This is a genomic window from Nocardia cyriacigeorgica (assembly GCF_010868145.1).
Lineage (GTDB): Bacteria > Actinomycetota > Actinomycetes > Mycobacteriales > Mycobacteriaceae > Nocardia > Nocardia cyriacigeorgica_D.
In genome coordinates this window covers 524-25,416 of sequence record NZ_JAAGUY010000042.1, presented here as the reverse complement: position 1 = coordinate 25,416, position 24,893 = coordinate 524, and the positions used below count along the sequence as shown (strand labels likewise).

At 66.7% G+C, this 24,893-nt stretch carries 26 protein-coding genes and 1 tRNA gene; 13 read left to right on the top strand and 14 right to left on the bottom strand.

The window, feature by feature from the left end:
* Window positions 1–12 precede the first annotated feature (12 nt).
* The gene (locus GV792_RS27460; protein ID WP_163827885.1) at window positions 13–759 is read left to right on the top strand and encodes an oxidoreductase; all 747 of its coding nucleotides are present in this window, start codon (window positions 13–15) and stop codon (window positions 757–759) included.
* A gap of 567 nt (window positions 760–1,326) precedes the next feature.
* Here the strand turns inward: GV792_RS27460 and GV792_RS27455 are convergent.
* Window positions 1,327–2,166: an HAD-IB family hydrolase gene (locus GV792_RS27455; RefSeq protein WP_163827884.1), complete on the bottom strand. Its 840-nt coding sequence runs from the start codon at window positions 2,164–2,166 to the stop codon at window positions 1,327–1,329.
* A gap of 356 nt (window positions 2,167–2,522) precedes the next feature.
* Here GV792_RS27455 and ssd point away from each other — a divergent pair, with 356 nt between their 5' ends.
* The 7 genes from ssd (at window position 2,523) to GV792_RS27420 (ending at window position 7,586) form a co-directional block, all read left to right on the top strand.
* Window positions 2,523–3,623, top strand: coding sequence for a septum site-determining protein Ssd (gene ssd, locus GV792_RS27450; RefSeq protein ID WP_163827894.1), 1,101 nt, complete (start codon window positions 2,523–2,525; stop codon window positions 3,621–3,623).
* Between the two features lie 40 nt (window positions 3,624–3,663).
* On the top strand, window positions 3,664–4,851 hold the full coding sequence (locus GV792_RS27445) for a TadA family conjugal transfer-associated ATPase (RefSeq protein ID WP_163827883.1): 1,188 nt from the start codon (window positions 3,664–3,666) through the stop codon (window positions 4,849–4,851).
* Window positions 4,852–4,954: 103 nt separating this feature from the next.
* Complete coding sequence (locus tag GV792_RS27440) at window positions 4,955–5,746, top strand: hypothetical protein (RefSeq protein WP_163827882.1); 792 nt, start codon at window positions 4,955–4,957, stop codon at window positions 5,744–5,746.
* 36 nt (window positions 5,747–5,782) lie between these two features.
* Complete coding sequence (locus GV792_RS27435; protein ID WP_163827881.1) at window positions 5,783–6,394, top strand: type II secretion system F family protein; 612 nt, start codon at window positions 5,783–5,785, stop codon at window positions 6,392–6,394.
* A 153-nt stretch (window positions 6,395–6,547) separates the two neighbouring features.
* On the top strand, window positions 6,548–6,733 hold the full coding sequence (locus tag GV792_RS27430; RefSeq protein ID WP_163827893.1) for a DUF4244 domain-containing protein: 186 nt from the start codon (window positions 6,548–6,550) through the stop codon (window positions 6,731–6,733).
* 14 nt (window positions 6,734–6,747) lie between these two features.
* Window positions 6,748–7,101, top strand: a complete 354-nt coding sequence (locus tag GV792_RS27425) for a TadE family type IV pilus minor pilin (protein ID WP_163827880.1) — start codon at window positions 6,748–6,750, stop codon at window positions 7,099–7,101.
* 98 nt (window positions 7,102–7,199) lie between these two features.
* Window positions 7,200–7,586 carry an Rv3654c family TadE-like protein gene (locus GV792_RS27420; RefSeq protein WP_375154478.1) on the top strand — a complete coding sequence of 129 codons (387 nt, stop codon included), beginning with the start codon at window positions 7,200–7,202 and terminating at the stop codon, window positions 7,584–7,586.
* A 298-nt stretch (window positions 7,587–7,884) separates the two neighbouring features.
* Here GV792_RS27420 and GV792_RS27415 read toward each other — a convergent pair whose 3' ends face one another.
* Complete coding sequence (locus GV792_RS27415) at window positions 7,885–10,194, bottom strand: DEAD/DEAH box helicase (RefSeq protein WP_256673895.1); 2,310 nt, start codon at window positions 10,192–10,194, stop codon at window positions 7,885–7,887.
* A gap of 499 nt (window positions 10,195–10,693) precedes the next feature.
* On the opposite strand from GV792_RS27415, the gene GV792_RS27410 reads away from it, so the two are divergent.
* From GV792_RS27410 to GV792_RS27395, 4 genes are all read left to right on the top strand, one after another.
* Window positions 10,694–10,900 carry a cold-shock protein gene (locus tag GV792_RS27410; RefSeq protein WP_011206895.1) on the top strand — a complete coding sequence of 69 codons (207 nt, stop codon included), beginning with the start codon at window positions 10,694–10,696 and terminating at the stop codon, window positions 10,898–10,900.
* 296 nt (window positions 10,901–11,196) lie between these two features.
* Entirely contained in the window at window positions 11,197–14,076 is a 2,880-nt protein-coding gene (gene topA / locus GV792_RS27405) for a type I DNA topoisomerase (RefSeq protein ID WP_163827878.1), read from the top strand.
* Window positions 14,077–14,226: 150 nt separating this feature from the next.
* On the top strand, window positions 14,227–15,462 hold the full coding sequence (locus GV792_RS27400; protein ID WP_163827877.1) for a DNA polymerase III subunit delta': 1,236 nt from the start codon (window positions 14,227–14,229) through the stop codon (window positions 15,460–15,462).
* A gap of 179 nt (window positions 15,463–15,641) precedes the next feature.
* A tRNA-Thr gene (locus tag GV792_RS27395) sits at window positions 15,642–15,717 on the top strand.
* 14 nt (window positions 15,718–15,731) lie between these two features.
* On the opposite strand, the gene GV792_RS27390 is transcribed toward GV792_RS27395, so the two are convergent.
* The 11 genes from GV792_RS27390 to GV792_RS27340 form a co-directional block, all read right to left on the bottom strand.
* Window positions 15,732–16,961 (bottom strand): site-specific integrase, encoded by a 1,230-nt coding sequence (locus tag GV792_RS27390; protein WP_163827876.1) that lies wholly within the window; start codon window positions 16,959–16,961, stop codon window positions 15,732–15,734.
* Window positions 16,958–17,137, bottom strand: coding sequence for a helix-turn-helix domain-containing protein (locus GV792_RS27385; RefSeq protein ID WP_163827875.1), 180 nt, complete (start codon window positions 17,135–17,137; stop codon window positions 16,958–16,960). The genes GV792_RS27390 and GV792_RS27385 overlap by 4 nt, the downstream gene beginning before the upstream one ends.
* Window positions 17,138–17,150: 13 nt before the next feature.
* Window positions 17,151–18,830: a replication initiator gene (locus GV792_RS27380; RefSeq protein ID WP_163827874.1), complete on the bottom strand. Its 1,680-nt coding sequence runs from the start codon at window positions 18,828–18,830 to the stop codon at window positions 17,151–17,153.
* Entirely contained in the window at window positions 18,830–19,462 is a 633-nt protein-coding gene (locus GV792_RS27375; RefSeq protein WP_163827873.1) for a hypothetical protein, read from the bottom strand. The genes GV792_RS27380 and GV792_RS27375 overlap by 1 nt, the downstream gene beginning before the upstream one ends.
* A gap of 150 nt (window positions 19,463–19,612) precedes the next feature.
* On the bottom strand, window positions 19,613–19,762 hold the full coding sequence (locus GV792_RS27370) for a hypothetical protein (RefSeq protein ID WP_163827872.1): 150 nt from the start codon (window positions 19,760–19,762) through the stop codon (window positions 19,613–19,615).
* A complete protein-coding gene (locus tag GV792_RS27365) occupies window positions 19,759–19,932 on the bottom strand; it encodes a hypothetical protein (protein ID WP_163827871.1) in 174 nt (57 codons plus the stop codon). The genes GV792_RS27370 and GV792_RS27365 overlap by 4 nt, the downstream gene beginning before the upstream one ends.
* Complete coding sequence (locus GV792_RS27360) at window positions 19,932–20,240, bottom strand: hypothetical protein (protein WP_163827870.1); 309 nt, start codon at window positions 20,238–20,240, stop codon at window positions 19,932–19,934. The genes GV792_RS27365 and GV792_RS27360 overlap by 1 nt, the downstream gene beginning before the upstream one ends.
* Window positions 20,237–21,541, bottom strand: a complete 1,305-nt coding sequence (locus GV792_RS27355) for an FtsK/SpoIIIE domain-containing protein (RefSeq protein ID WP_163827869.1) — start codon at window positions 21,539–21,541, stop codon at window positions 20,237–20,239. Before GV792_RS27355 ends, GV792_RS27360 begins: the two co-directional genes overlap by 4 nt.
* Window positions 21,538–21,798, bottom strand: a complete 261-nt coding sequence (locus GV792_RS27350; RefSeq protein ID WP_163827868.1) for a hypothetical protein — start codon at window positions 21,796–21,798, stop codon at window positions 21,538–21,540. Before GV792_RS27350 ends, GV792_RS27355 begins: the two co-directional genes overlap by 4 nt.
* 56 nt (window positions 21,799–21,854) lie before the next feature.
* Window positions 21,855–22,502 carry a DUF2637 domain-containing protein gene (locus GV792_RS27345; RefSeq protein WP_163827867.1) on the bottom strand — a complete coding sequence of 216 codons (648 nt, stop codon included), beginning with the start codon at window positions 22,500–22,502 and terminating at the stop codon, window positions 21,855–21,857.
* Window positions 22,503–22,522: 20 nt separating this feature from the next.
* Window positions 22,523–22,981, bottom strand: coding sequence for a hypothetical protein (locus GV792_RS27340; RefSeq protein ID WP_163827866.1), 459 nt, complete (start codon window positions 22,979–22,981; stop codon window positions 22,523–22,525).
* A 172-nt stretch (window positions 22,982–23,153) separates the two neighbouring features.
* Between GV792_RS27340 and GV792_RS27335 the strand changes: the two genes are divergently transcribed.
* Window positions 23,154–23,867, top strand: coding sequence for a GntR family transcriptional regulator (locus GV792_RS27335; protein ID WP_218581220.1), 714 nt, complete (start codon window positions 23,154–23,156; stop codon window positions 23,865–23,867).
* Window positions 23,868–23,925: 58 nt separating this feature from the next.
* Here the strand turns inward: GV792_RS27335 and GV792_RS27330 are convergent, their stop codons facing one another.
* A complete protein-coding gene (locus tag GV792_RS27330) occupies window positions 23,926–24,759 on the bottom strand; it encodes a hypothetical protein (protein WP_163827865.1) in 834 nt (277 codons plus the stop codon).
* Window positions 24,760–24,893 lie beyond the last annotated feature (134 nt).

The window sequence follows — 24,893 nt, the reverse complement described above, 5'->3', positions numbered from 1 at the left end:
GCCTCGTATGCCGTGACCGATCCGCTGCAGCCCCTCGTCGATCTGCCCGGTGTGCGCGCCGCCGCCGACAAGGCCCGCGATGCGCTCGCCGAGGTCCATCGGCACAAGAGCAACCGCCGGGGCTGGCCGACCACCGCGGCCGAGGCTGCGGTGCGGGCCGCCCGGTCGTCGGCGGCGATCGACGGCGGCAGTGTCGAGTTACCCGCCGACGGCAACGTCACCGATCCGATTCTGGCGGGATCGCTGCGGGTCGGGCAGGCGCTCGACGGTGATGCGCTGCGGAATCTGGTCGGGACCTGGCAGCGGGCACCGCTGCAGGCGCTGGCTCGATTGCACCTGCTGGCCGCCGCGGACCTGGTCGCCGACGAGGCCGAACTCGGCAGGCCGCGCAGCGACGGCGGGGTGGCGCAGCGGCTGGACCTGCTCGCGCAGACGGTGCTCGGATCGTCGGCGCCCGCTCCGGTGATCGCCGCCGTGGTACACGGCGAGCTAATGACGCTGCGGCCGTTCGGTACGGCCGACGGGATCGTCGCGAGGGCAGCGTCACGGCTGGTTGCGGTGTCGAGTGGGCTGGACCCGCACAGCCTCGGCGTCCCGGAGGTGTTCTGGTTGCGCAGGCGCCAGGCCTACCTGGAGGGCGCGGCGGCGTTCGGGTCAGGGACGGCCGAGGCGGTCGGCGGCTGGGTGATTCTGTGCTGCGGCGCGCTGGAGGACGGCGCGCGAGAGGCGACATCGATCGCCGACGCCGCCTCTGGTTAGGGCGTCCATCCGCATTCGCTCCGGACATGCGCGGGCCGGGACGGACTGCGCCCTCGGGGGTGTGTGAGGTGTGGACATATCGAAGCGGGCGGCGTTGTCGTCTCCGACCTCACCGCCCGCTAGCACGGATCACCTGGTTACCAAGCGTGCTGGGTGGGTTGTGTTCTGCGGCCTCGGCGATTGATCCGATTCCACCGCGGCTCATCCCCGCATTTATGCGAGGCGCTCGCCGTCGGCAGCTCGAATGTCGCAGGCCCACAACGCTTTTGCCCTTGTCGCGGCGCGCTCCGCGTGGGTGCCTGGCGTCCGTGCTGGGAAGGGTGGGATGGGGGGCTGAGTCTTCTCTTCCGACTCCGTCCTGGCCTTCCGTCCTTCCGTGCCTTCATTTCTACACTGTGATTGCACTCACATCAAGTGGTTGGAAAACATCGAATTATCGGCGTGTCTTCCGGTGTTTCGTGTTTAAATCCCAGGTCGCAGCACCCTGCGCGATCTTGTACGACCGTACCGGCCAGCGTTTGGCAAACGGTCGTCGAGCACCGGCGTATCCGGCGTCGGCGTGCCGTGTCAGCGGCGCCGGCGCAGCAACCGGTAGCTGACCACACCAGCCAGTACCGCGCTCAAACCCACCGCCGCTGTGGCCGCCACCGTGGTCGAGGACGGGGCCTGGAACCGCGACCAGAGCGACACCGGGTTGGAGAAGGTCAGCACCGGCCAGCTCCGGGCCACGGCCTCACGGCGCAGCGTGCGGTCGGGGTTCACGGCCGTCGGATGTCCGACCGTGCCGAGCATCGGCAGATCGGTGATCGAATCCGAATACGCGTAGCACCGCGACAGGTCATATCCCTCGGTGGCCGACAGCTTTTCGATCGCGGCGACCTTGCCTTCGCCGTAGCAGTAGAACTCGACTTCGCCGGTGTACTTGCCGTCCTCGACGACCATCCGGGTGGCCGCAGTGTGGTTGGCGCCGAGGGCCTCGGCGATCGGTGCCACGATCTCCTCACCGGAGGCGGACACGATCACCACGTCGTGCCCGCGGATCTTGTGGTCGGCGATCAGATCGGCCGCCTCGGCGTAGACGAGCGGGTCGACCAGCTCGTGCAGTGTCTCGGCCACAACGGATTTCACCTGTTCTACATCCCAGCCTGCGCACATGCTCGTCAGGTGGGCGCGCATGCGCTCCATCTGATCGTGGTCGGCGCCGGAGAGCAGGAACATGAAATGCGCGTAGCTACTCTCCAGGACTGCCCGCCGGTTCAACAGGCCTCGAGCGAAGAACGGCTTGCTGAACACGTAGGTGCTCGACTTCGCGATCACGGTCTTGTCGAGGTCGAAGAATGCCGCCACGCGACCAGCCCGCTGGGCGCCGTCGTGCGGATGTCCGGGCTGTTCGCCGTTGGCCGTCACGGGTCAAGGATATGTGGTGTCCCGCCTGGCGCCGCGCCCGCTCCTTGCGCTGTTTGTGGCGCGCGAAACTTCTTCAACATTGGACTTGCGCTTTCGCCGGTCCTTCGGTGTAGTATTGCTGGCACCTGGACATGTTCCAGGCGCGTTCAGCCCGACCCCCCGGGGCTGAACCCGACGGCCCCAGCCTCCTCCCCCCCCGGCTGGGGCCGTCCTCTATTTCGAGACAAGTCTGATTTTCACATCGCCGGGTACGGCGCTGGCCAGATACTTTTCCACGTTGTCCACAACAGGCGAGTTATCCACATTCGGTGTATCGAGCCTGTCGCATGCGCCGCAACTCCGCGACGCTGACCTGCATGGACCTCGACGCGACCGGCCGCCCGCATGCCGCACCCGCCCTGGCGATCATTCGAGAACCAGGCCTGCGCGACGAAGTCCGCCGCGTTGCGGCTGCCGCCGAACGGCAGGTGGACGAACGCGATATGCCGCTCGGCAGACACGCCTGGGCGAGCGCACCGCTGGTGATACTCGACACCTCTGCGGCGGTGGCGTGTGCCGAAGCCGGGTACCTGCGCCGCACCGGAGTCGTCACCGTCACCGACGGTGAGCCCGGGCTGCTCGACTGGCAGGCCGCGGCGGCCATCGGCGCCGAACGCGTCATCGCGCTACCCGGCGCGGCTGTCGGACTCATCGAGACCTTCGCCGAACGCGGTGAACACCGGGCCAGCGGCGGCGTCGTGGTGGCCGTCACCGGGGCATGTGGCGGAGCGGGCGCCTCCGTGCTGTCGGCGGCCGTCGCCGTGCGCTCGGCCGCCACCGGCTTCCGTCGTCACACCCTGCTGGTCGACGGTGCACCCCTCGGCGGCGGACTCGACCTGCTGCTCGGTATCGAGAAAGTACCGGGCCTGCGCTGGCCCGACCTCATCGTCGAGGACGGCCGCGTATCGGCGGCCGCGCTCCACGACGCGCTACCGGCGGCCGCGCCCGGGCTCGAGGTCCTGTCCTGCGGCCGCGGCATCGGTGCCCGCTCGGCGATCGGGGGTGGCGGTATACACGCGGTGATCGAAGCGGGCCGTGGCGCAGGAGATCTCGTCGTTTGCGATGTTTCGGCCGAACGCGGGCCGCAGGCCGATCAGATGCTCGACGCGGCCGATCTGGTGGTCCTTGTCGTTACCGCCGGCCTGCGTGCTGTCGCGGCTGCCGAAGCGGTATCGGCGCACATCGGTCGACGAAATCCCAACCGCGGACTCGTTGTTCGCGGTCCGGCGCCGGGTGGTTTGCGCGGCCCGGAGATCGCCGAAGTGCTCGACCTGCCGTTGCTGGCGGCAGTCCGTGCGCAGCCGGGGTTGTCCGCCCGGCTGGAACGTGGCGGGCTCTCGGTCGGTCGTGGGCCGCTGCGCGAGGCCGCCGATGCGGTTCTGGTGGTGCTCGGTGCGTCGACGGAGTCCGCGAGATGACTTGCGGGGTAGCCGAATCCATGAGATCGAGGGAGGGGCGATGGGCGGGCTGGTGACGGCGGAGCTGCTGGATCGGGTTCGGGAGCGGTTGGCAGCAGCGGCAGGCGATCCGGATCCGGCCGAGGTGGCCGCCGCGATCCGCGTCGAAGCGGGCGGTGTTCTCGGTGACACGGACCTGCTGCGGGCGCTGCGTCTACTGCAGACCGAGCTGACCGGTGCCGGAGTGCTCGAACCGCTATTGCACGACGTCAAGGTCGCCGACGTACTGGTTACCGCACCCGACGAGGTTTGGATCGACCGCGGTCAGGGGCTCGAGAAGACCTCGATCACGTTCGCCGATGAAGCCGCGGTGCGGCGGCTGGCCCAACGCTTGGCCTTGGCCGCAGGCCGACGGCTCGACGACGCCCAGCCATGGGTGGACGGGACTCTGCCCGCCCGCGGCGCGGTCCTCGGTGAATCGTTCGGAGTGCGGCTGCACGCCGTGCTCGCACCGGTGGCGCACGGTGGCACATGTTTGTCGCTTCGGGTGCTTCGTCCGGCGACCCAGGGCCTCGGGGCACTGGCCGCGATGGGTGCACTACCAGGTGCGGCGAAAGTCCTGTTGGAGCGCATCGTCGCAGCCCGGCTCGCATTCCTGGTGGTCGGGGGCACCGGCGCTGGCAAAACCACGTTGCTGTCCGGGCTGTTGGCGACTGTCGCGCGCGCCGAACGCATTATCTGTGTCGAGGACGCGGCCGAGCTGGCACCGCCGCACCCGCACGTCGTCCGGCTCGTCGCGCGCACCGCCAATGTCGAGGGAGTGGGGCAGGTGACGGTGCGTGAGCTCGTCCGGCAGGCCTTGCGGATGCGACCTGACCGGATCGTGGTCGGTGAGGTGCGCGGCGCCGAAGTCGTCGACCTGCTGACCGCACTCAATACCGGCCACGATGGGGGAGCGGGCACGGTGCATGCCAACTCGCCGGGTGAGGTCCCGGCCCGGCTGGAGGCGCTCGCCGCCCTCGGCGGCATGGACCGAGAGGCCCTGCACAGCCAGCTCGCCGCCGCCGTTCAGGTGATCCTGCATGTTCACCGCCGTGCCGACGGAACCCGCGCCATTCAGGAAGTCGGCCTGGTCCGCCGAGATGGCGGCGGCCAGGTCCGCATCAGCGCGGCCTGGCGCGCCGATAATGCACCGGTACCGGCAGCAGCGGAGCTCGAACGCCTGTTGAACGAACGGCTCGGCCGATGATCGCGCGAGAGGTGTGGTGGCCCAGACTCGCTGGATGCGGGCGCACGGGTGATTCGACTGCCATCGGCTGTTCGACCGACCGGCCGAACGAGCGGTCCGGGCGATGATCGGGGCGTTGGTCTGTCTGGTGCTCGCGTTGTCGGCGACGCCGATGGCGGTGTCGCGGCGGCGCTTCGGAGAGCTGTTCGGCGCGGTGAAATCGTCACCCAAGGTATACCGGGACATCGCCTTTCGTGTGGGGCTCGTCCTCGCATGTGTTTGTGCTCTCATGCTCGGCATCGGTCCGCTGACGGCGGCCGTGTTGATCGCGGCGACGGTGGTGTTTCGCGGGCGGCGCAGAGGACGCGACCGGCGACATGTTGCCGAATGTGGGTATCTGCTCGACGCGCTCGAATCCGTTATCGGCGAGCTCCGAGTAGGTGCGCACCCCAGCGCCGCGGCAGACGCCGCCGCTGGCGACGCCAAAGGCATTGCGGCGCAGGCCTTCGCGGTTGGCGCGGCGCGCAGCAGGCTCGGTGGCTCCGGCGCCGACGGGTTGAGTAGGCCGGACTCCGTGATCTCAGCGGAGCTGGACCGCGTAGCGGAGGCCTGGCGGGTGGCCGAGCACCACGGTCTCGCACTCGCCGAGCTGCTCGGCGCCGCCCGCGCCGATCTACTCGGCCGAATCCGCTTTCGTGGGCGCACGACTGCCGCCCTCGCCGGTGCGCGTGCGACGGCGACGGTATTGGCCGGGCTGCCGCTGCTCGGCGTCGGTCTCGGCCAGCTCATGGGCGCGGCCCCGCTGCATGTGCTGTTCGCGGCGCCTGCCGGGGCCTACCTGCTTCCGCTGGGTACCGCCCTGGCTTGTGCCGGCTTGTTGTGGTCGGACGAGATCACCAGAAGGGTGCTGCTGTGAACCGGCCGAATTCTGCTGCGAAACAGGGGGTCAGCGATGGGATCACCAGCCGGAATGGCCTCGATACTGCTGGCCGTCGCATTGTTGCTCTCGCCCGGGCGACTGGTGGTGACGCGCCGCCTGGCTCCCACAGGGAAAACCAGCACGAACCGGTGGATGCCTGGAACGAGCCGACGGCGGGGAGTAGACCCACTGGCAGCTGCCTCGGTCTTCGATCTGCTGGCCGCCTGCCTGCGCGCGGGTCTGCCGATCGCTGCCGCCGTGTACGCGGTTGTGCCGGGTGCGCCGCCTGTCCTGGCCGAACCGCTACGTTGTGCCGCCGATCTGCTCGCGCTCGGTGCCGATCCGGCCACCGCGTGGGAGCGTGTGGCCGAGGAGGCGACCGACGCGTCCGGAGAGATCGAGACGTTGGCGCGGCTGGCCCGGCGGTCGGCACGATCGGGATCCTCACTGGCGGCAGCGGTGGGCGAGCTCGCCGAGCAGCGCCGCGCGGCTGTGGAGGACGCTGCGGCTGCACGGGCCGAACGCGCCGGTGTGCTGATCGGCGGACCGCTCGGGCTGTGCTTCCTGCCCGCGTTCGTCTGCCTCGGCATCGTCCCGGTGATCATCGGCCTTGCCGGCCGCGTGCTCGGCGGCGGCCTGCTGTGAGCACGCATACCGACTGGGCACTGGAAACGTTCCCGCGCGGACTCGCCGCGCGGGGTCGTAGGAGAGGGGAACCTGATGCGAATCGAAAGCTCGTCGCGGCGCGCGATTCACGGAGTGTGCGCCAGCCAGATCGACCGAGTGCGCTCGGCGTACATGGAGACACGGACTCGGCTGTACCGCCTGATGGTCGACGACGACGGTATGAGTACGGCCGAATATGCCATCGGCACGATTGCCGCCGCGGCCTTCGGGGCGGTCCTGTACGCGGTGGTGACCGGCGACAGCATCGTGGACGCGTTGACGAAGATCATCGATCGTGCGCTGAATACGAACGTCTGACATGTCGCGGACAGATGTGTGGCACAAGAGTTCTCGGTAACGACAGCGGTGCCGTCACAGTCGAGGCGGCGATCGCGCTCGCGGCGATCGTCGTCGCCGTCGTCCTGTGCATAGGCGCCCTTCTCGCGGCGTCGACCCAGGTCCGCTGTATCGACGCCGCTCGTGAGGCTGCCCGCCTCGCCGCCCGCGGGGATAGCGTCAACGCTTTCCCCGCGGCCCGCGCCATAGCCCCGCCCGGCGCCGAAGTCTCGGTCCGGCGCGAAGGGCCCCACATCCTCGCCACCGTGCGGGCCGGCACACCACTCCTCCCACTACTGGAACTACACGCGGAAGCGCTCGCGACCCCCGAACCAGGAGCAGAGCCATGATCGGACTCGATCTGTTGGTCCGGCCTTGCCCCGAAGTCCGAGCCGGCGACGAGGCGGTTTCAGTCGCGTTCCCGCGTGCGAGTTCGCGATGCTCGGCGATCCAGGGCACGGGCGCCGCTGGGCGGGTGCGGGGTGGGGGTGAGGCCGGAGGTGCGACCGTGTTCGCCGCCCTGGCGCTGGCCGGGTTGCTCGGATTGACGGTGCTGGTGGGGCAGGTGGGGGCTGGGGTTGTTGCTCGGCATCGAGCCCAGGCGGCGGCTGATCTCGCGGCACTGGCCGCGGCGGGTGCATTGGTATACGGGGCTTCGGATGCGTGTGCGGAAGGGGGTGACATCGCGCGCCGGATGCTGATGACGATTCGTGCGTGCGAAGTGGCCGAATGGGACGTGGTGGTAACCGTCGAAGGAAAAGTACCAATGGGTCTGCTGGGCGACCGAACAGTTCGTGCGATGGCGCGCGCGGGACCAGTGGAAGAACGGGCATGAAGCACCTCTGCCATTTTGTTAACGGCCAGTATTCCCATTTCTTCCGGACGAATTAATAAGACGCAGCTGTTAATTCTCCGGGCTCGAGCGGAAAAGCGATGAATAGATCCGCATATGGATACATGAGAGGTAATGGCTATGCATCAGTTAACATGAGAACCGTCCTTTTTAATCGGACTGGCCTGGTGAGCGCGGTACGGCGGTCGGGATGCCCGGTTTCATGCCCGCCACCGCAGTCGGAAATGACCGAATGGTCACGCGACGGGCGCGGCAGCATCACCTTTCGGGTGGGTCTCCGTCACCTGGGCGTTCGCAGCTCGGCCAGGACGGCGGTCAGCAGCCGCGCCGCGCCGGCCTTGTCCAGCGGACTGTTGCCATTGCCGCACTTGGGCGACTGCACACAGGAGGGGCAGCCCGCCGTGCACGAGCACGAGTCGATGGCGGCCAGCGTCGCCGACAGCCACCGATCCAGCTGGGCGAAGCCCCGTTCGGCGAAGCCTGCCCCACCGGGCTGACCGTCGTAGACGAACACGGTGGGCAGGCCGGTATCGGGGTGTTCGGCCATGGATACGCCGCCGATATCCCAACGGTCGCAGGTCGCGACCAGTGGCAGCAGTCCGATCGCGGCGTGCTCGGCGGCATGGAGTGCGCCGGGGATCTGTTGCCGGGCGACGCCTGCGCGGGCAAGCAGCTCCGGCGTCACGGTGTACAGCACGGCCTTCGTCGGCAGCGTGTGCGGAGGCAGATCGAGTTCGACGAGGCCGAGTACCTCACCGGTGTGCAGCGTGCGCAGATATCCGACCACCTGACTGGTGACGTCGACCTGCGCTGATGCCGTCGTGACGCCGCCGTGGACCTGTTGGTCGATAATCGCGTGCACGGTGATGGAGGTGGTCTGGCGTGCGCTGGTCGTCCAGCCCGGATCGCCGGCGTGGACGAAGGCGACACCTGCGTCGAGGTCGAGCTCGTCCACCAGGTACGTCTCGCCCTGATGCAGATACACCGCGCCGGCATGCAAGGTCGACATCGCTCGCCCGGCATCGGCAGTACCGAGCAGCCTGCCGGTTTCGCCATCGACGATGGCCACAGGCGCGCCGATGCCACCGCGGACGTCGACTGCGTCGTGCGGCTGGGTGTCGGCAGTGACGTGCCAGCGCGCGGTGTCGGCGCTGCCGTTTTCCCGGCGCCGAATCAGCCCCTTGGCGGCGAGATCGGCGAGCACCCGGCCTGCACCCAACTCGTCGGCTTCGCGTTGGGTGAGCGGCAGCTCGAGTGCCGCACACAGCAGCTGCGGGCCGAGCACGTAGGGGTTGTGCGGATCGGTGATGGTGGCCTCGACCGGCTTGTCCAGCAGTGCCTCGGGATGATGGACCAGGTAGGTATCCAGCGGATCGTCCCTGGCCACCAGCAGTACCAGCGACCCCTGGGTCCGGCGACCCGCCCGCCCGGCCTGCTGCCAGAACGACGCGACGGTCCCTGGAAAGCCCGACATCACCACGGCGTCCAGCCCGGCGATATCGACGCCGAGTTCGAGCGCGTTGGTGGTGGCCGCGGCGAGCAGCGTTCCGTCCGAGATCGCCGCCTCCAGCTCGCGCCGATCCTCGGGCAGATATCCGCCGCGGTAGGTGGCCACACGCTCGACCAGGCTGGGATCCACCTCGGCCAGTGCCCGCCGCGCCTCCATCGCTGCCACTTCGGCGCCGCGACGGGACCGGACGAAGGTCAGGGTGCGCGCGCCCTCGACCACCAGATCCGCCATGATCCGGGCGGCCTCCGATGTCGCCGACCGACGCACGGGTGCGCCGTTCTCCCCGGTCACCGTGCTCAGCAGCGGCGGCTCCCACAGCGCGACGGTTCGCGCACCCCGCGGTGAGCCGTCCTCGGTGATCGCCACGCACGGCGCTCCGACCAGGCGTGACGCGGAGTCCGCAGGGGCGGAGGTGGTGGCCGAACACAGCACGAAGACCGGATCGGCGCCGTAGTGCGCGGACAGCCTCCGCAGCCTGCGCAGGACCAATGCGACATGCGAACCGAAGACGCCGCGGTAGGCGTGGCATTCGTCGACAACCACGTATCGCAGCCTGCGCAGCACCCTGGCCCAGCGCCGATGCGAGCGCAGCATGCCGACGTGCAGCATGTCCGGGTTGGTGAAGATCCACCGAGCGTTGGCGCGCACCCACTGCCGGATCTCCCCTGGCGTATCGCCGTCGTAGGTCGCGGCGTGGATATCGCGCAGCGGGCCGTCGTGGGTCAGCTCGCCGACCACCCGCAGTTGATCGGCGCCGAGAGCTTTGGTCGGGGCGATATACAGCGCCGTGGCTTTGGGGTCGTCGAGTAGATCACTCAGCACCGGCAGCTGATATCCCAGCGACTTCCCGGACGCGGTTCCGGTTGCGACGACGACGTGCCGTCCACTGGCCGCCGCTTCCGCGGTGGCGACCTGGTGCGACCACGGCGCGGTGATACCGATATGGCCGAGGGCGGAGACGACTTCCGGCCGAACCCATTCGGGCCATTCGGTGACTGTGCCTGCCCGTGCCGGAAGTTCGGCCACATGGGTCAGCCGGGAGTCGCCGTCCGGGCCTTGGATTTGGACACGATTCAGCAACGATCGCCCATGGCTTTCGCCATTCGCGGTCGCCGCACGGCCGGTCCGGTCTTCCGGATTCACTCGATCTGCCCTCCGGCGTGTCGGGAAAGTGTGAAACGTGGGCGTCCGAAGAGCGTCACCTGCCATTTCGATACCCAATAGCGACCTGGGTCACAGCCTGGTAGCCAGATGCTCGCTCGGTTATCGAGGGGCAAACGTACCGGAAGTCTGGATTCCCCCAATGTGTCCCTCACCTGCGCATTCGCAAGATCAAGTTTTTTGCAAATTGTCGGTAACTCCGCTGTCGAATTGCCCAGAGACATGGTTCACTGGTTCCTGGTCGCAAGCTTCTGTGTTCGAGGGACGGATCCAAAGTCCAAACCGTCGGCAGGATCGATGTTGCGAACGGTGTGCTTGGTGCTTTCCTGCAGGGGGAACCAACAGTACAGCGGTCGGAACGGGCCCGGTGGACGAACCCAGTTGTCCGCCGTTCCGGTAAGAAAAGAGAAGGAACAGAATGGCACAGGGAACTGTGAAGTGGTTCAACGCGGAGAAGGGGTTCGGCTTCATCGCGCCCGAGGACGGCTCCGCTGACGTCTTCGTCCACTACTCCGAGATTCAGGGGTCGGGCTTCCGTACCCTCGAGGAGAACCAGAAGGTCGAGTTCGAGGTTGGTCAGGGCACCAAGGGCCCGCAGGCCACCGGAGTTCGCGCGCTCAGCTGAGCTCGCATTCATCCACAGCACGTCCCTCACCACCGGTAACGGCGGTGAGGGACGAGCTATATCTGGGGTAGGTTCTTCCGTCCCCACCCCCCGCCGCGTGGGACGGCCGGACCGGGCACTGCATACTGATCCGCGATAGCGCGTACGCTCGGTGGTTCCAATCGCAACCACTCGACCACGCGCAGCGTCAAGGTATAAACGTGTCTGGTAGCGATATACGACATCGCCACCATTTGCCCTAGCCGTGCGGACGCGAACAGCGGCGCGCGGGTCGAGAAGGAAAGGTGTATTCGCCGGTGGCAACACGAGACCGCGGTGCAGCCGACCAGGGCCGTCCCCTGCGTCGTCTCGTGATCGTCGAGTCCCCGACCAAGGCCCGCAAGATCGCGCCCTATCTGGGTCGCAATTACACGGTGGAGGCCTCTGTCGGTCATATCCGGGACCTGCCGCGCGGCGCGGCGGATGTGCCCGCCAAGTACAAGGGCCAGTCGTGGGCGCGTCTCGGTGTCGACGTCGATCACGATTTCGAGCCGATCTATGTGGTCAGCCCGGATAAGAAGGGCAAGGTCACCGAGCTCAAGAGTCTGCTCAAGGATGCCGACGAGCTCTACCTGGCCACCGACCCCGACCGCGAGGGCGAGGCCATCGCCTGGCACCTGCTGGAAACCCTGAAGCCGAAGATTCCGGTCCGGCGAATGGTGTTCCACGAGATCACCGAGCCTGCCATTCAGGCCGCCGCCGCTGATACCCGTGACCTGGACAGCGACCTGGTCGACGCGCAGGAGACGCGCCGCATCCTGGACCGGCTGTATGGCTACGAGGTCAGCCCGGTGCTGTGGAAGAAGGTCATGCCGCGGTTGTCGGCGGGCCGGGTGCAGTCCGTCGCTACCCGTGTCATCGTTCGGCGTGAGCGTGAGCGGATGGCGTTCCGTTCGGCCGAGTACTGGGATATCGCCGCCAAGCTCGACGCGGGTGGCGACGGCGAGGTCGGCAATCCGCGCACCTTCGGTGCACGTCTGGTCAATGTCGACGGTGCCCGCGTGGCGTCGGGTCGCGATTTCGGTTCCGATGGTCAGTTGAAGGCCGACTCGGGTGTCGTCGTGCTGGACGAGGCCTACGCGCGGCGTCTCGCCGAGGCGCTCGATGGTGCTGACCTGATGGTTTCCTCCGCGGAAGCGAAGCCGTACTCGCGTAAGCCGTACGCCCCGTTCATGACCTCCACGTTGCAGCAGGAGGCGGGACGCAAGCTGCGCTTCACCTCCGAACGCACCATGCGGGTGGCGCAGCGACTCTATGAAAACGGCTACATCACCTATATGCGTACCGACTCGACCACCCTGTCGCAGTCGGCGATCAACGCCGCCCGGTCGCAGGCCACCCAGCTTTACGGCTCGGAATACGTGCACCCAACGGCCCGGCAGTACACCCGCAAAGTCAAGAACGCGCAGGAGGCGCACGAGGCGATCCGGCCGGCGGGCGATACCTTCGCCACGCCCGGTGAGCTGCACGCCCGCCTCGACAACGACGAGTTCAGGCTTTACGAGCTGATCTGGCAGCGCACCGTCGCCTCGCAGATGGCCGACGCCAGGGGCACCACCCTCACGCTGCGGATCACCGGTGTCGCCGGCACCGGTGAGGAGTGCGTGTTCTCCGCCTCCGGCCGCACCATCACCTTCCCCGGTTTCCTCAAGGCCTATGTCGAGAGCGTCGACGAAGAGGCGGGCGGCCAGTCCGACGATGCCGAATCGCGCCTGCCCGCACTGGAAGAGGGCCAGGGTGTCACCGCGGTGGAGCTGAACCCGGACGGGCACAGCACCAATCCGCCCGCGCGCTACACCGAGGCTTCGCTGATCAAGGCGCTGGAAGAACTCGGCATCGGCCGTCCTTCCACCTACTCCTCGATCATCAAGACCATTCTCGATCGCGGTTACGTCTACAAGCGCGGCAGCGCGCTGGTGCCGTCCTGGGTGGCGTTCGCGGTGATCGGCCTGCTCGAGGAGCACTTCGGCCGACTGGTCGACTTCGACTTCACAGCTGCCATGGAAGATGATCTCGACGCCATCGCCGGCGGCCGCGAGCAGCGCGGAAACTGGTTGTCCAGCTTCTATTTCGGCGGCGATCACGGCGCCGACGGTTCGGTCGCGCGTTCGGGCGGGCTGAAGAAGATGGTCGGCGAGCGGCTCGACGATATCGACGCCCGCGAGGTCAACTCGATCAAGCTCTTCACCGACGCCGAAGATCGTGACGTCGTCGTGCGAGTGGGCCGCTACGGCCCATACCTGGAGCGGATGGTCACCAATCCGGATGATCCGGAAGGCGATTCGATCTCGCAACGAGCCAACCTGCCAGACGATCTACCGCCGGACGAACTGACTCCCGAGGTCGCCGAGAAGCTGTTCTCCACTCCGCAGGAGGGGCGTTCGCTCGGTACGGACCCGGCGTCCGGAAACGAAATCGTCGCCAAGGAAGGGCGTTTCGGCCCGTACGTCACCGAGATCCTGCCCGAGCCCGCCGAAGAGGCGGCGCCGGCGAAGAAGACCGCGAAAAAGGCGGCGGGCCCGAAGCCACGCACCGGATCGCTGTTCAAATCCATGGATCTGGCAACGATCACCCTCGACGACGCACTCAAACTGCTGTCGCTGCCGCGTGTGGTCGGCGCCGATCCGGCGTCCGGCGAGGAGATCACGGCGCAGAACGGGCGTTACGGCCCGTACCTGAAGAAGGGCACCGACTCCCGCTCGCTGGCCGATGAGGACCAGATCTTCAACGTCACGCTGGATGAGGCGCTAAAGATCTACGCCGAACCCAAACGCCGTGGCAGGCAGGCCGCGAGCGCCGCATCACTGCGTGAACTCGGCAATGATCCGGCCAGCGGAAAGCCCATGGTGATCAAAGACGGCCGTTTCGGCCCCTACGTCACCGACGGCGAGACCAATGCCAGCCTGCGCAAGGGTGACGAGGTCGAGTCGATCACCGACGAGCGAGCAGCAGAGCTGTTGGCCGATCGGCGCGCGCGTGGTCCGGTGAAGAAGGCGGCAAAGAAGACCACGAAGAAGGCGGCCGCCAAGAAGACGACGGCGAAGGCCGCTGCCGCGAAGAAGACGACGGCAGCGAAGAAGACGGCCGCCAAGAAGGCGCCCGCGAAGAAGGCTGCGGCGAAGTCGACCTCGGAATAGTTTCCGAATCTTCCTCGAGCGGTAGGTGAGCCTTGTTGGGGCCTATGCCGCGGTCGGACCGTTGCTGTGGGTGGCTGATCGTCGACAGACGATGTGCGGCTCAGCCCACGCCCGCAGGACGTGTCGGCGGCGGCCGCTAGGGTGTACGGCGTGGCGGGTGTCTTCGATCGGTTGGTCGGCCAGGATGCGGTCGAATCCGAGCTGACGGCTGCCGCGATCGCTGCACGCGCCGGGTCCGTCGAGGGCGCGATGACGCATTCGTGGCTGTTCACCGGCCCGCCGGGGTCGGGGCGATCGGTCGCGGCATTGTGCTTCGCCGCCGCGCTCCAATGCACTGATCCGGGTACGCCGGGCTGCGGCCGTTGCCATGCCTGCACCACCACGATGGCAGGCACACACGGTGATGTGCGCCGGGTGATTCCCGAGGGGCTGAGCATCAGCACCAAGGAAATGCGCGAGATCGTGCAGATCGCCGCCCGCAGGCCGAGCACTGGCCGTTGGCAGGTGGTGTTGATCGAGGATGCCGATCGGTTGACCGAAGCGGCCGGAAATGTCCTGCTCAAAGTGGTCGAGGAACCGCCGGATCGCACGGTATTCCTACTGTGCGCGCCCTCGGTCGACCCGGAGGACATCTCGGTCACCTTGCGCTCACGGTGCAGGCACGTCCACCTGGTGACGCCGTCGGTGCCCGCGATCGCGCACGTCCTGCGTGAACGTGACCAGCTCGACGCCACGACCGCCGATTGGGCTGCCTCGGTCAGCGGCGGCCATGTGGGCCGCGCCCGCCGCCTGGCCACCGACGACGAAGCCCGTGAACACCGCAAACGCGCCCTCGCGCTGGTAGCCGCGATTTCCCGGCCCGGTGCCGCCTATGCCGCCGCAGACGATCTCGTGAAAGCCGCCGACGACGAAGCCAAGCAGATGAGCGCCGCCCGCGACGAACATGAACGTGACGCCCTCGCCACCGCCATGGGCGCAGGCGGCACCGGTAAAGGCGCCGCGAGCGCGACCCGAGGTTCCGCAGGCGTACTGAAAGACCTCGAACGTCGTCAGAAATCCCGCGCCACCCGCACCGGCCGCGACGCCCTCGACCGCGCGTTGATCGACGTCGCAGGTGTGTACCGCGACGCCCTCGCCGTCCGCTTCGCCGCCGGACCACGCGGTCAGGGCCGGTCGCGGCCGAAACCGAGCACCGACGGCGTCACCCTGACCCACCCCGACATGGCCGACCAGATCACCGACCTCGCCGACCGGGTTCCACCCGAAGGCCTGCTCCGCTCCCTGGAAGCAGTCCTGGCCTGCCGCGAAGCTCTGGATCTCAACGTCAAACCCCGCTTCGCCCTGGCAGCCATGGTCGCTGCCCTCATCGCCGCTCAAACGAACTAGCCGGAGTCGCTGATGCCTCGCCCACTTTCCGCCGTGGCCGGGGACCACAACGTAACGGTCGCTGTGCGTTACCGGTGAGCGCCTGGTGGGGAGGAGTTCGTGCACTGACGCCACCCCTCCGAACACCCGTTTTCGCGTTCTACCCTCCGAGACGATAGACTCGCGACGCCGAAAGGCACGCCGCCTTAGCTCAGTCGGTAGAGCGCTTCACTCGTAATGAAAAGGTCGGGGGTTCGATTCCCCCAGGCGGCTCCACTCGGAAACCAGCTCTAACCAGCTGATTTCCGTCCCCTACGGCGCTTCCGGCGCGGCGACTCTGAGCCGTTCTTGTCACGGATTGTCACAACGGCCTCCAAAGTGCCCGCAGCGGCAGCCAGCGCCCCATCCTGCGAGTGCACGTACGTGCGCATCGTGAAGGCACTGTCAGCGTGCCCCAGCCATTCGGCGATCACCGCGATCGGGACGTGCTGGAGGTGCATCAGCGTCCCGCAGGTGTGGCGAGCATCATGGAGCCGGATCCGACGCACACCCGCCGTCTTGGTGATCTTCTCCCAGTAGTCCGTCAGGGTATCCGGATGGTAGGAGCGCCCTGCCGGATCGATCACCACGTGGGTTCCCGGCCCGTACGCCTCACCCAGCGCGAGCTTCTCCGCCGCCTGCCTTTTCCGCGCGGCCCTTAGCTCAGCCTTCAACGTCGGTGTCAGTGGCAGCGTTCGTCCTGAATCCTCCGACTTCGGGTCGGTCTCCTCGGCTTTCCCGTTCACCGACACCCGATTGTTCACGATGGTCAGGGTCCCGGCCTCGAGGTCGATATCCGACCACCGCAGCCCACCGATTTCTCCACGCCGCAGCCCGGCCAACGCCAGATGCCAGGCATGGCCGTTGCGGTCGTTCGCCGCCACCTCGAGCACCTTGCGCACTTCGTCGATGGAGAAGGTCGTGTGCCGCTTCTTAGGTTTGGCCGGCACTCTGTCGACCAGGGCGGCGACATTGCGAACCAGCTTGCCCTCTGCCATGACCGAGTCGAGCACGGTTTCGAACCGATCGAGGGTGGCATTGATCGTTCCCGGTGCCCACGGCCGCCGGTTCTTGCCGTTGGCCTTCTTCACGTTTCCGGCGAGAAGGTCCGTCACGAGGTCATCCAGGTGTCGTTTCGCGAGCTTCTGCACCTCCAAGTCGCCATACCGGTTCCGGATCGGCAGCAGGGCGTTCGCGTAGTTCGTGGCGGTCGTCCCGCGAACTCGCTTACCTGCCAGCCAGTCCGAGCAAGCTTGCTCCACGGTCAGTGTCGAGTTCGGGACGTAGGTACCCTGACGTACGGCCATCGAGGTCTCGGCCAAAGCATCGCGGGCTTCCTTCTCAGTCCGATACCGCTTGCGGGTCTGCCGACGCTTACCGGTTTCCGGGTCGACGCCCGCCTCTGCCGTGACCTGGTAGCGAACCGCACCGCTCTGAAGGGTGATCTTCTCGATCTGCGGCGGCAGTTGCCGTCTGCTCACGCCGCTGCCTCCTGATCGAGACCGGCGATGTAGTCGGCGATGGCCTGTTCGGTGACGAACCGGCGACGGCCGATCTTGACCGAGCGCAGTTCGCCCGAGCCGATCAGCTCGTAGTACTTGCTGTGCCCGATCGGGATGAGCTTCCGAACGTCCTGCTCGGTGAGCAACTTCGACATGTCGAGATCCCTTCTACGCTGCTGCTTGCTGGATTGCTGAAAGTTCTTGGGCGCCTGGTGGGGCTGCGAGGCGTGCGCGGGTGTACTCGGCTCGCCAGCTGATGCGCTGGGAGATCGTGGCCATGATCAAGTGGTCACGCGGTGGTACTGCCTTGTCGCCGGGTTCAACCGGGGTGATGATCAGGTGGGAGCGGTCGGGCTTGACGATCCCGACAGCGGCGAGTGTTTGCCGAACAAACTCGGCCCGGTCTTGCTTGTGGTCGGGCAGGGTCTTGTTCGACCAGCGACGCGAGACCAGAACCCGACGACCGGGCAGACCGAGGGTGTCGCGACGGTGGGCTTTGCTCTTGCACCGGCCGGGAATCGTTTTGCTGGTTGCGCCTTTGGGGACGATGCCGTAGCGCAGCCAGACCCCGCAGCGAGGCGAGCACGGTGTCTTGCACAGCTCGTCGTGGAGGCGGTCGTAGTGGATCGCGGTCCGGGCCGATTCGGTGTCGAGGACTTCGCTGATCGACTTGGTGAGGTATTTGGTGACGTAGCCGATAGCGCGGTCGGCTTTGGGGCCGGGGATGTAGCCCTTCATGTGGCCGGGGTCCATGCGTTCGCCGAACCGGACGACGTAGGCGGGTTCGAGGTCGTCGACGGAATCCATGACATCGAGGGCTTCGTCCCAACCGGTCAATGGTGTGCCGGTGTCGGGGTCGGTGAAAGTGCCGGCCTTTTCGTCCCAGACCGGCATCCGGTCGGTGTACACCTCGCGGTCGTGGTGGGGCCACCACACCTGGTGGTAGGTAGCCGTGGTGACCTGGCGCAGGACGTCGCGGGAGATCGCGGAGCGCAACAGGATGTGCAAGTGGGGTGCGCCGCGTTTCTGGGGTTCGACGGTGGCGAAGTACTGCACGTCGTAGCCGAGAACGCGACGAAGGTTCTGCATCCACCGGTCGAACAGTGACGAGAAGTGCACGACGTCACGGGCAGCGCGCGGGTAGTCATACTCGTCTGGGCGACGCGGGGAACCATCGGAGCAGGTCTTGCCCTCTTTGTTGGTGGCGCCGTCTTGGTTGATCGCGCCGTAGGAGGGCATGGTGAGCGTGACCATCATCGAGGACCGGTAGCCGCCGATGACCTGGCCGACCGTGGTCTTGGTGACCTTGCGCCTGGGTAGGTTCGGTGCGTCCTGGCGGCGACGGGTGGAGCGCTTGCGGCGGTCGGTGGGCTTCTTGTCGAAGTCGGGGAGACGTCCACGGAACCCGGATTCGCGGAGTTCGACGTCGAGGGACGCGACGACTTCCCGGATACCGGCCATGGCCTCGCGGTCATTGATAGCGGCGGCATCACGGTATTGGGCGAACATGTCCGCGCGGGCCGCGATCAGGCCCTTTTGCTGGTCGGTGGGTTCGTTGCATTCGTGGACGGGTTCGCTGTCGAGGTGCCAGCCTTCGCGGCACTGGGTCATCCGCAGGTAGCGGGCCTGAGCGGCGCAGGCCGGGCACACCGATTCGATGGTCGACTTGCACGGAGTCCCGATGTAGTTGACCTGCAACGTTTTCGGGTCCTCCGCGCGCATCGGCACAGGCCGACGGCAAACCTTCTCGTCATCGGCCAACGCGGTGGCAACAGCCCGGAAATCGGGCAGAGCGCGACGTTCGGCGGCAGTCTGGCGGGTCGGCACGATGGCCTGCGGGGTGTCCATCAAGCAGCCTCCTTCTTCATCCAGTCATCGACACGAGGCAGGATCACGGTCTCGGCAAGGGCATCCGAGCGGCGGAAAGTCAGGTCATAGACACCAGGTCCGGCGAGGTCGGCGTGGCAGTCGAGGGCGCCGAAGGCGTGGCACAGATGCGAGGTGCGGTTGTCGTAGTCGGCGGGGCATTGGCCGTCGAGCATCCGCACTCGCACCCGGTCGGAGTGCTCACCGATGGCCACGGACAGCAGTCGCGGTATCCGGGTGGCATCGCCGTCGATGATGGCGAGCCCACAGGCGGTGAGCTTGCGGTTCCAGCGCGCTCGGTAGCGCCACCAGGCGAGGAATCGGGTTCGGGCGCGCCGGGTTACCCATCGCTCGAACATCTCTGGTCTCCGCAGTCGCCAGAGCATGATCCCCGCGAGAGCTATCCCGGCGACCCCGACCCCGAACGGCCAACCCCACAGCACACCGACGGTGACAGCGGCAGCAATCGGAAGCGAGATCATGGGGAACAGCAGCGCCCAGTGGACCGCGATCGCGGCACCGACGACGGCGTACATGAGCGCGTATATGACGGCGGCGAAGATCTCGGTGGCCGGGTCGGAATCACGAACGATCTTGACGTTGGTGACAGTCATGATGTGCCGGTCCTTCCGGGAAGTTCGAACAGTGCAAGCTGGTCGGGGCTGTGGGTGTCGAGGTCTTTGCGAGGCCGACGGCGTTTGCGGTTGCGGGCGGCGGCTTCGGCGACGACCGGATTGACCGCTGGTTTCCTGCTGGGGGTCGGGTCAGAGATCGTCATCGTCGTCGCCGGTGTCGTAGGGCTCGTGGTGGCCGCACTCGTAGCACCGCCACATCCGGTCGAACTCCCAAGTACTGGGTGCTCGGGTGATCGACATCGGTGTCCCGCAGCAGCTCTGCCAGTCGTCGGCGTTCATGCCGCCCACCCGTCCAGGTCGTTGTCCCAGCCGGGAGCCGAGCCGGTTTCGGCGAGCAGGTTGACCGCGACGGCGACGGGGTCGAGGCCACCGCGTTCGAGCTGGCAGCGACGACGCGACCGCATGTCGATGACAGCGTCGACGGATTCGCGGGTGATCTCGGTGCTCATCAGTTGGTCTCGCTTTCGTGGATGCCGCACACCGTGCACACGGCCGGGCGGGAGGAACGGAACAGTCGGGCCGGGACCGGGAAGAAGTGGCCGGCCTCTTGGCAGCGGGCAGCAGCGCGGCAGCCGTCGCACCAGACGCGGTCGCCGTCGTAGATCCAGCCCAGGACAGCGGAGCGGTGGGTCAGGTGGCTGACGGCTTGGTGGACCGAGGTGAAGCAGATCGATTCGGTGGTGTTCTCGGTGTAGGGGTCGCCGCAGCCGTCGCAGTAGATGACGACGTGGGTTTCGGTCACTAAGCCCCGTTTCATGCCGCTACCAGCCCATCCGGGTCGTCGTCGCCGGGGATGTAGTCCGGGTCGAAGTCGGAGTAGTCGCCTTTCGGGGCGAGGTCGGGCTGAGTGGGTGCGTAGGTGCCGACGATGCGGTCGATGTCGGTATCGGAGACCCAGAACGCGCGGACCCGAACGAATTCGGTGGTGCCGTCTTCACCGACGTAGCCGACGCCGGGAGTGAGTTCGGAAATCTTGTCGCACAGCGCACCCCGATCCCGGCTGCCTTGGCCGTGGACCATCGTGGACTGGGTCGGCTCGTCCAGCCGCAGGCCGACGCGGACCGGGAACAGCTGCCGGTTGGGCATGGTCTCCTTGGACGGGTCCTGCAACGCGGCGACCACCGAAACCGCAGCCGCACGACCTTGGGACAGCAGCAGGCCGGTCAGGCGCCGGAACTCCTCCTGCTGGTCACGGGTGGAATACGAGGACAGGGCGGCAGCCTCATCGATGACGACCAGGATCAACGGCTCATCCTTGGTCGGGACGTGCTTACGGACGCCGGTAGTCCGCATCCGCGACAGCCGTTCCCGCATCACCTCGACGGCTTCGGCGAGCATGCCGAGAATGCCGTCGGCGTCCCATTCGAACCGCACCCACAGTTGTTCGCCGCGTCCGAATTCCGCGCCGCCCTTGCCATCACCGAGCCACACATCGACGAGCCCGGCCTCGATGGCGGGACCGACACCGGCGATGAGCGACCACAACACCGAGCCCTTGCCGGAACCGGTGGCACCGGCGATCAGGATGTGCCCGTAGAGCACCCGTAACCGCCACACATCGAAGGTCTCGGTGACACCGACCGGCACTGCCTCGAGGTCGACACCGAAGGCCAGCAGGTCACCGATCGACCGCGGTTCGGCCAAGGTGTCGACCGTGCGGGCCTCCAGCCGGACGAATCCGGGATCGGAGGCGGTGGCCAGCACTTCGGGCACCGCGAGGTAGTCGGCCAGGGCGGCGAGCGTGTCGTCCTTGTTCCAGTCCTTGAACGACTGCCCACCCAGCATTTGCACCTCGAACGCCAACCCCGCCGAGGTGTACTCAGCGGCAACGATGTTCGGATAGCCCCGGCGAGGATCACCCAGCTTCAGCGCAGGCCACATCAACGCCAATTGCTCCGGATCGGTGATGATCGACACGGCCGGACGAAGCTCCGGCGGTGCGGTCGCCACCTGATCCTGCGGCGATGGCACCGGGTGACTCGCAGCCCGCGACCAGCGCCACATCAGCCCGGACGCACCGATGATTCCAGCCGAGACAATCGCAGCAACCGCGCTCATCGCTGCACCTCGCCATCACGGCAGAACATCGCACATCCCGGCACCGAGGACGCCGACTGATGCTGCACCTCGTCCTCACGGCAGAACATCACGCAACCAGGCACCGACGGCGGGACCGACACCGACACCGCCGACACCGGCGACACATCCGGGGCCTCGTCATTGCCCACCGACCACAACAGCGCCAACGGCACCACCACCACGGTCGACAGCATCACCAGCCCGACCACAAACGGGCCAGCAGTCGAGACCTTCACCTTCCCGCTATCGGCTTGCCGAGGATCGGGACCAGACGACACAACGATTTTCGACATCAGACACCCCCAACAGGAACCGCGAGCGGCAACATCGGCTGAACCGGACGCGGACGAACAGGAACAGGAACAGGAACAGGACGCACCACCGGACGCGGCACAGGCACGGGCGCGGGAGTCGGCACCGGAAGCGGCTCGGTCACCGGATCAACAACCGGTGCCGGGGCAGGAGCGGGCTCGGAGACCACCGCAGCCGTCTCCGGTTCCGGCTCCGAGACCACCTCAGATTCGGTGACCACTTCCAGTTCCGGAGCCGAACGACGTTGTGCCGCACGGAACAACACCGCGAGCCCATGGGTATCGACCAGCAGCGATATCGGGGCGATCGCGGCGACGAGGGCAGCGGCCCAGCCGGGAAGCGGTTGACCATCTGTCACCGCGTGCAGGCTGTTGCCCGCCACCGAGACCACCGCGCCAGCACCGAGCACCCAGAGGAAGAACCGGCGTTCGGGCGACTTCGCCAGCACCAGCGTGCCCAGGGTCGCCAGGCAAATCGTGCCGTCGACGATCAGCGGGAACAGCCACGCATCCGAGGCCGGAATGTTGGCCAGCTCAGCCAGATCCGCCAGCGTGGCAAACGAGAGCCGGAAGGCGGCAGCGCCCACGCCCACGATCACCAGGACCGCGAACACACGCGCTACCGTCATTCCACGTTCCAGCGTGAACATCACGCAGCAGCCTTCGCACCATTGGTGTTGCTGGCCTTCGGGGTATTGGTGTCACCCTTGATGCCCGTCGCGCGGTAGGCGTAGCCGAGGTACTTGAACTCGCCCTGACCCATCACCTTCGGCTCAGCGGTCAAACCCTCCAGCTCGATAAACCACATCTCGTCGGTGATCTGTTCACCCGCCGGAACCGGCTGATGACGCGACACGAAAAAGATTTCGAACGACGCCCGCTTGCCCTTACCCTCGCTGGCCTCATGCGGATCGGTCACCGTCGCCTTCCACAACGGCATCCCGGTGCCCTCACCCGTCTTCGGGTCGTAATCCACCATCTGCTCCGGTGCCGCATTGCGGTCCGGGTTGTACTTGATCGCCGGGCCAATCGGGCCCATCAACAGCAACCGCTTCGGGAACGCAACCGCCGACTCGACCGGGAACTTGAAACCCCTGCTGATAGCCATCTGGCATCTCCTTGCTTGCCTTGAAGTTCTGCACTGTCTGTGCATACACAACAGCGTATACGCAGTTGTGTATACGCACAAGGCTTTCTGTGTATGCGCAGGTCGGCCCGGGGATTCTTGCGGCGGATTCGCGATCGGGGGCGTAGCCTGAGGTGCGTATACGCAGTTGCGTATGACCAGCAGTTCGCCGACCGGAGGAGTCAGAGCCATGAGTGAGCCTGCGTACGTATCCATCGCGGGAGAGATCGCGCGGGACATCCGCAGCGGTGCCTTACCTGCGCGGACGCAGCTACCGAGCTATTCCGAGCTGGCGAAGCGGCACGGGGTGTCCGAGATCGTCATTCGCAAGATGATCGATCTGCTGCTGCGGCAGGGGCTCGTGTACACGATCGAGCGCCGAGGGACGTTCGTCGCAGCGCGGCCGACACTGGTGCGTGTATCCCCGGAACGGCAGATGGAAGACCCGGAAGTGACCTTCGGAAACGAGTCCGCAGCCGGTGAAGACGATGTGCAGATCGAGCGAGAGACGAGGGTCATTCCCGCCGACGATGAATTGGCCGGCCTATTCGGGATCGATCTGAACGCCGATGTCGAGCACATAGTGACGATGGCCTCTGAGCGCGGTCGACCGGTCTCTATCTCGGATAGCTACCAGGTGCCTGCTACGGATGTCGCCACGGCGACGGTTCTCGAAGAGACCGTGGCCGACAGGCTGCCCGCGCCGACACACGCGGTATGGCTGGAAGTCCCGTCCGGCGACCTGGTGAAGACTGTTCACCAGCGCTTTATCAGGGATGGGCGGGTGCTCATGGTGTCGGACGTGTCGTACCCCCGGGATCGGTACGAGTCGTTCGTCTTCCGGATGACGCTCGAACCGCAGCCTTAGGGGTTACCGTCGAACATGGCCCGGTCGCATCGCTGATCGGGCCATTTTCGTGCGCGGACTACGTCGGTCGAACCCACCCCTGCGCCGCGTCCGCGAGGTTCCACCACGAGACATGTTGCGAGTCTTGTGATTCCAGCGTCCACGCGTCAGACAGGCGCGAAAAGAAGCCGTCGTCACCGGTCTTGCCGCCCTTCGGCTCTCCGATGAAGATCACGCGCCGACCACCTTTCGCCTCGAACTTGTCGAGCGCCGTCGATGCCATGGTGTTTCCCCACCCAGGCGGCCAGCACAGGAACAGAACCGATTCGCCGTCCAACTCAGCGTCGAACTCGTCGAGCCCCGCCACCGGGAACCACACATCGCGTTGACCTTCGGCCCCCGGAAAAGACGGGTTGGCCGTGCTGTCCGGTGGTTCTGAATCGAACGCCCGCACGTCGACCCCCTGATCCGCGAGCTGCTTCGCCCAGTAGCCACGGCCAGCACCCAGCTCGAGCACCCGGCGACCGTTGCTGAACGACCGGATCCAGCTCAGCGTTTCAGGCGAAGGCACCGCATAGGCGTAGGTGCTCTGCAAGATCGTCTGCACAAATCCCAGCCGGACGCTTCCGCTCGGATCCCCTCCGTTGACCACACGACGTTCCCCGTCGACCGCGACGGACGGAGCCACGATGTCCCAGTACGGGTTCGCGGACTCTGTAGCTCCGCCGGTCATGTAGTGGACGAACCGCAGATCGAATGCGGCATCCGCGTCCTGGTTCCCGGTGCCAGCCAGCATCGGAGCCGTGTCGAGATACTCCGCAACCTTGGGAAACTCAGCCCGCAAGCGCGATTCGTCCCCGAGCAGGGCTGCCAGTTCCGATCGACGTTCCGGTGTCAACGCGAGCGTAGTCATGGGCTCGATTGTCCGTGCGCGCGTCACCTTGCGCGAGTGGTTGCCGAATTTCGCCATACAGGATCAAGGCGCGACCAGGCGGCGCGGGGCGCCGCAGGCGCAGTGGGTTCCTGTGGGCAATCACGGATCCACTT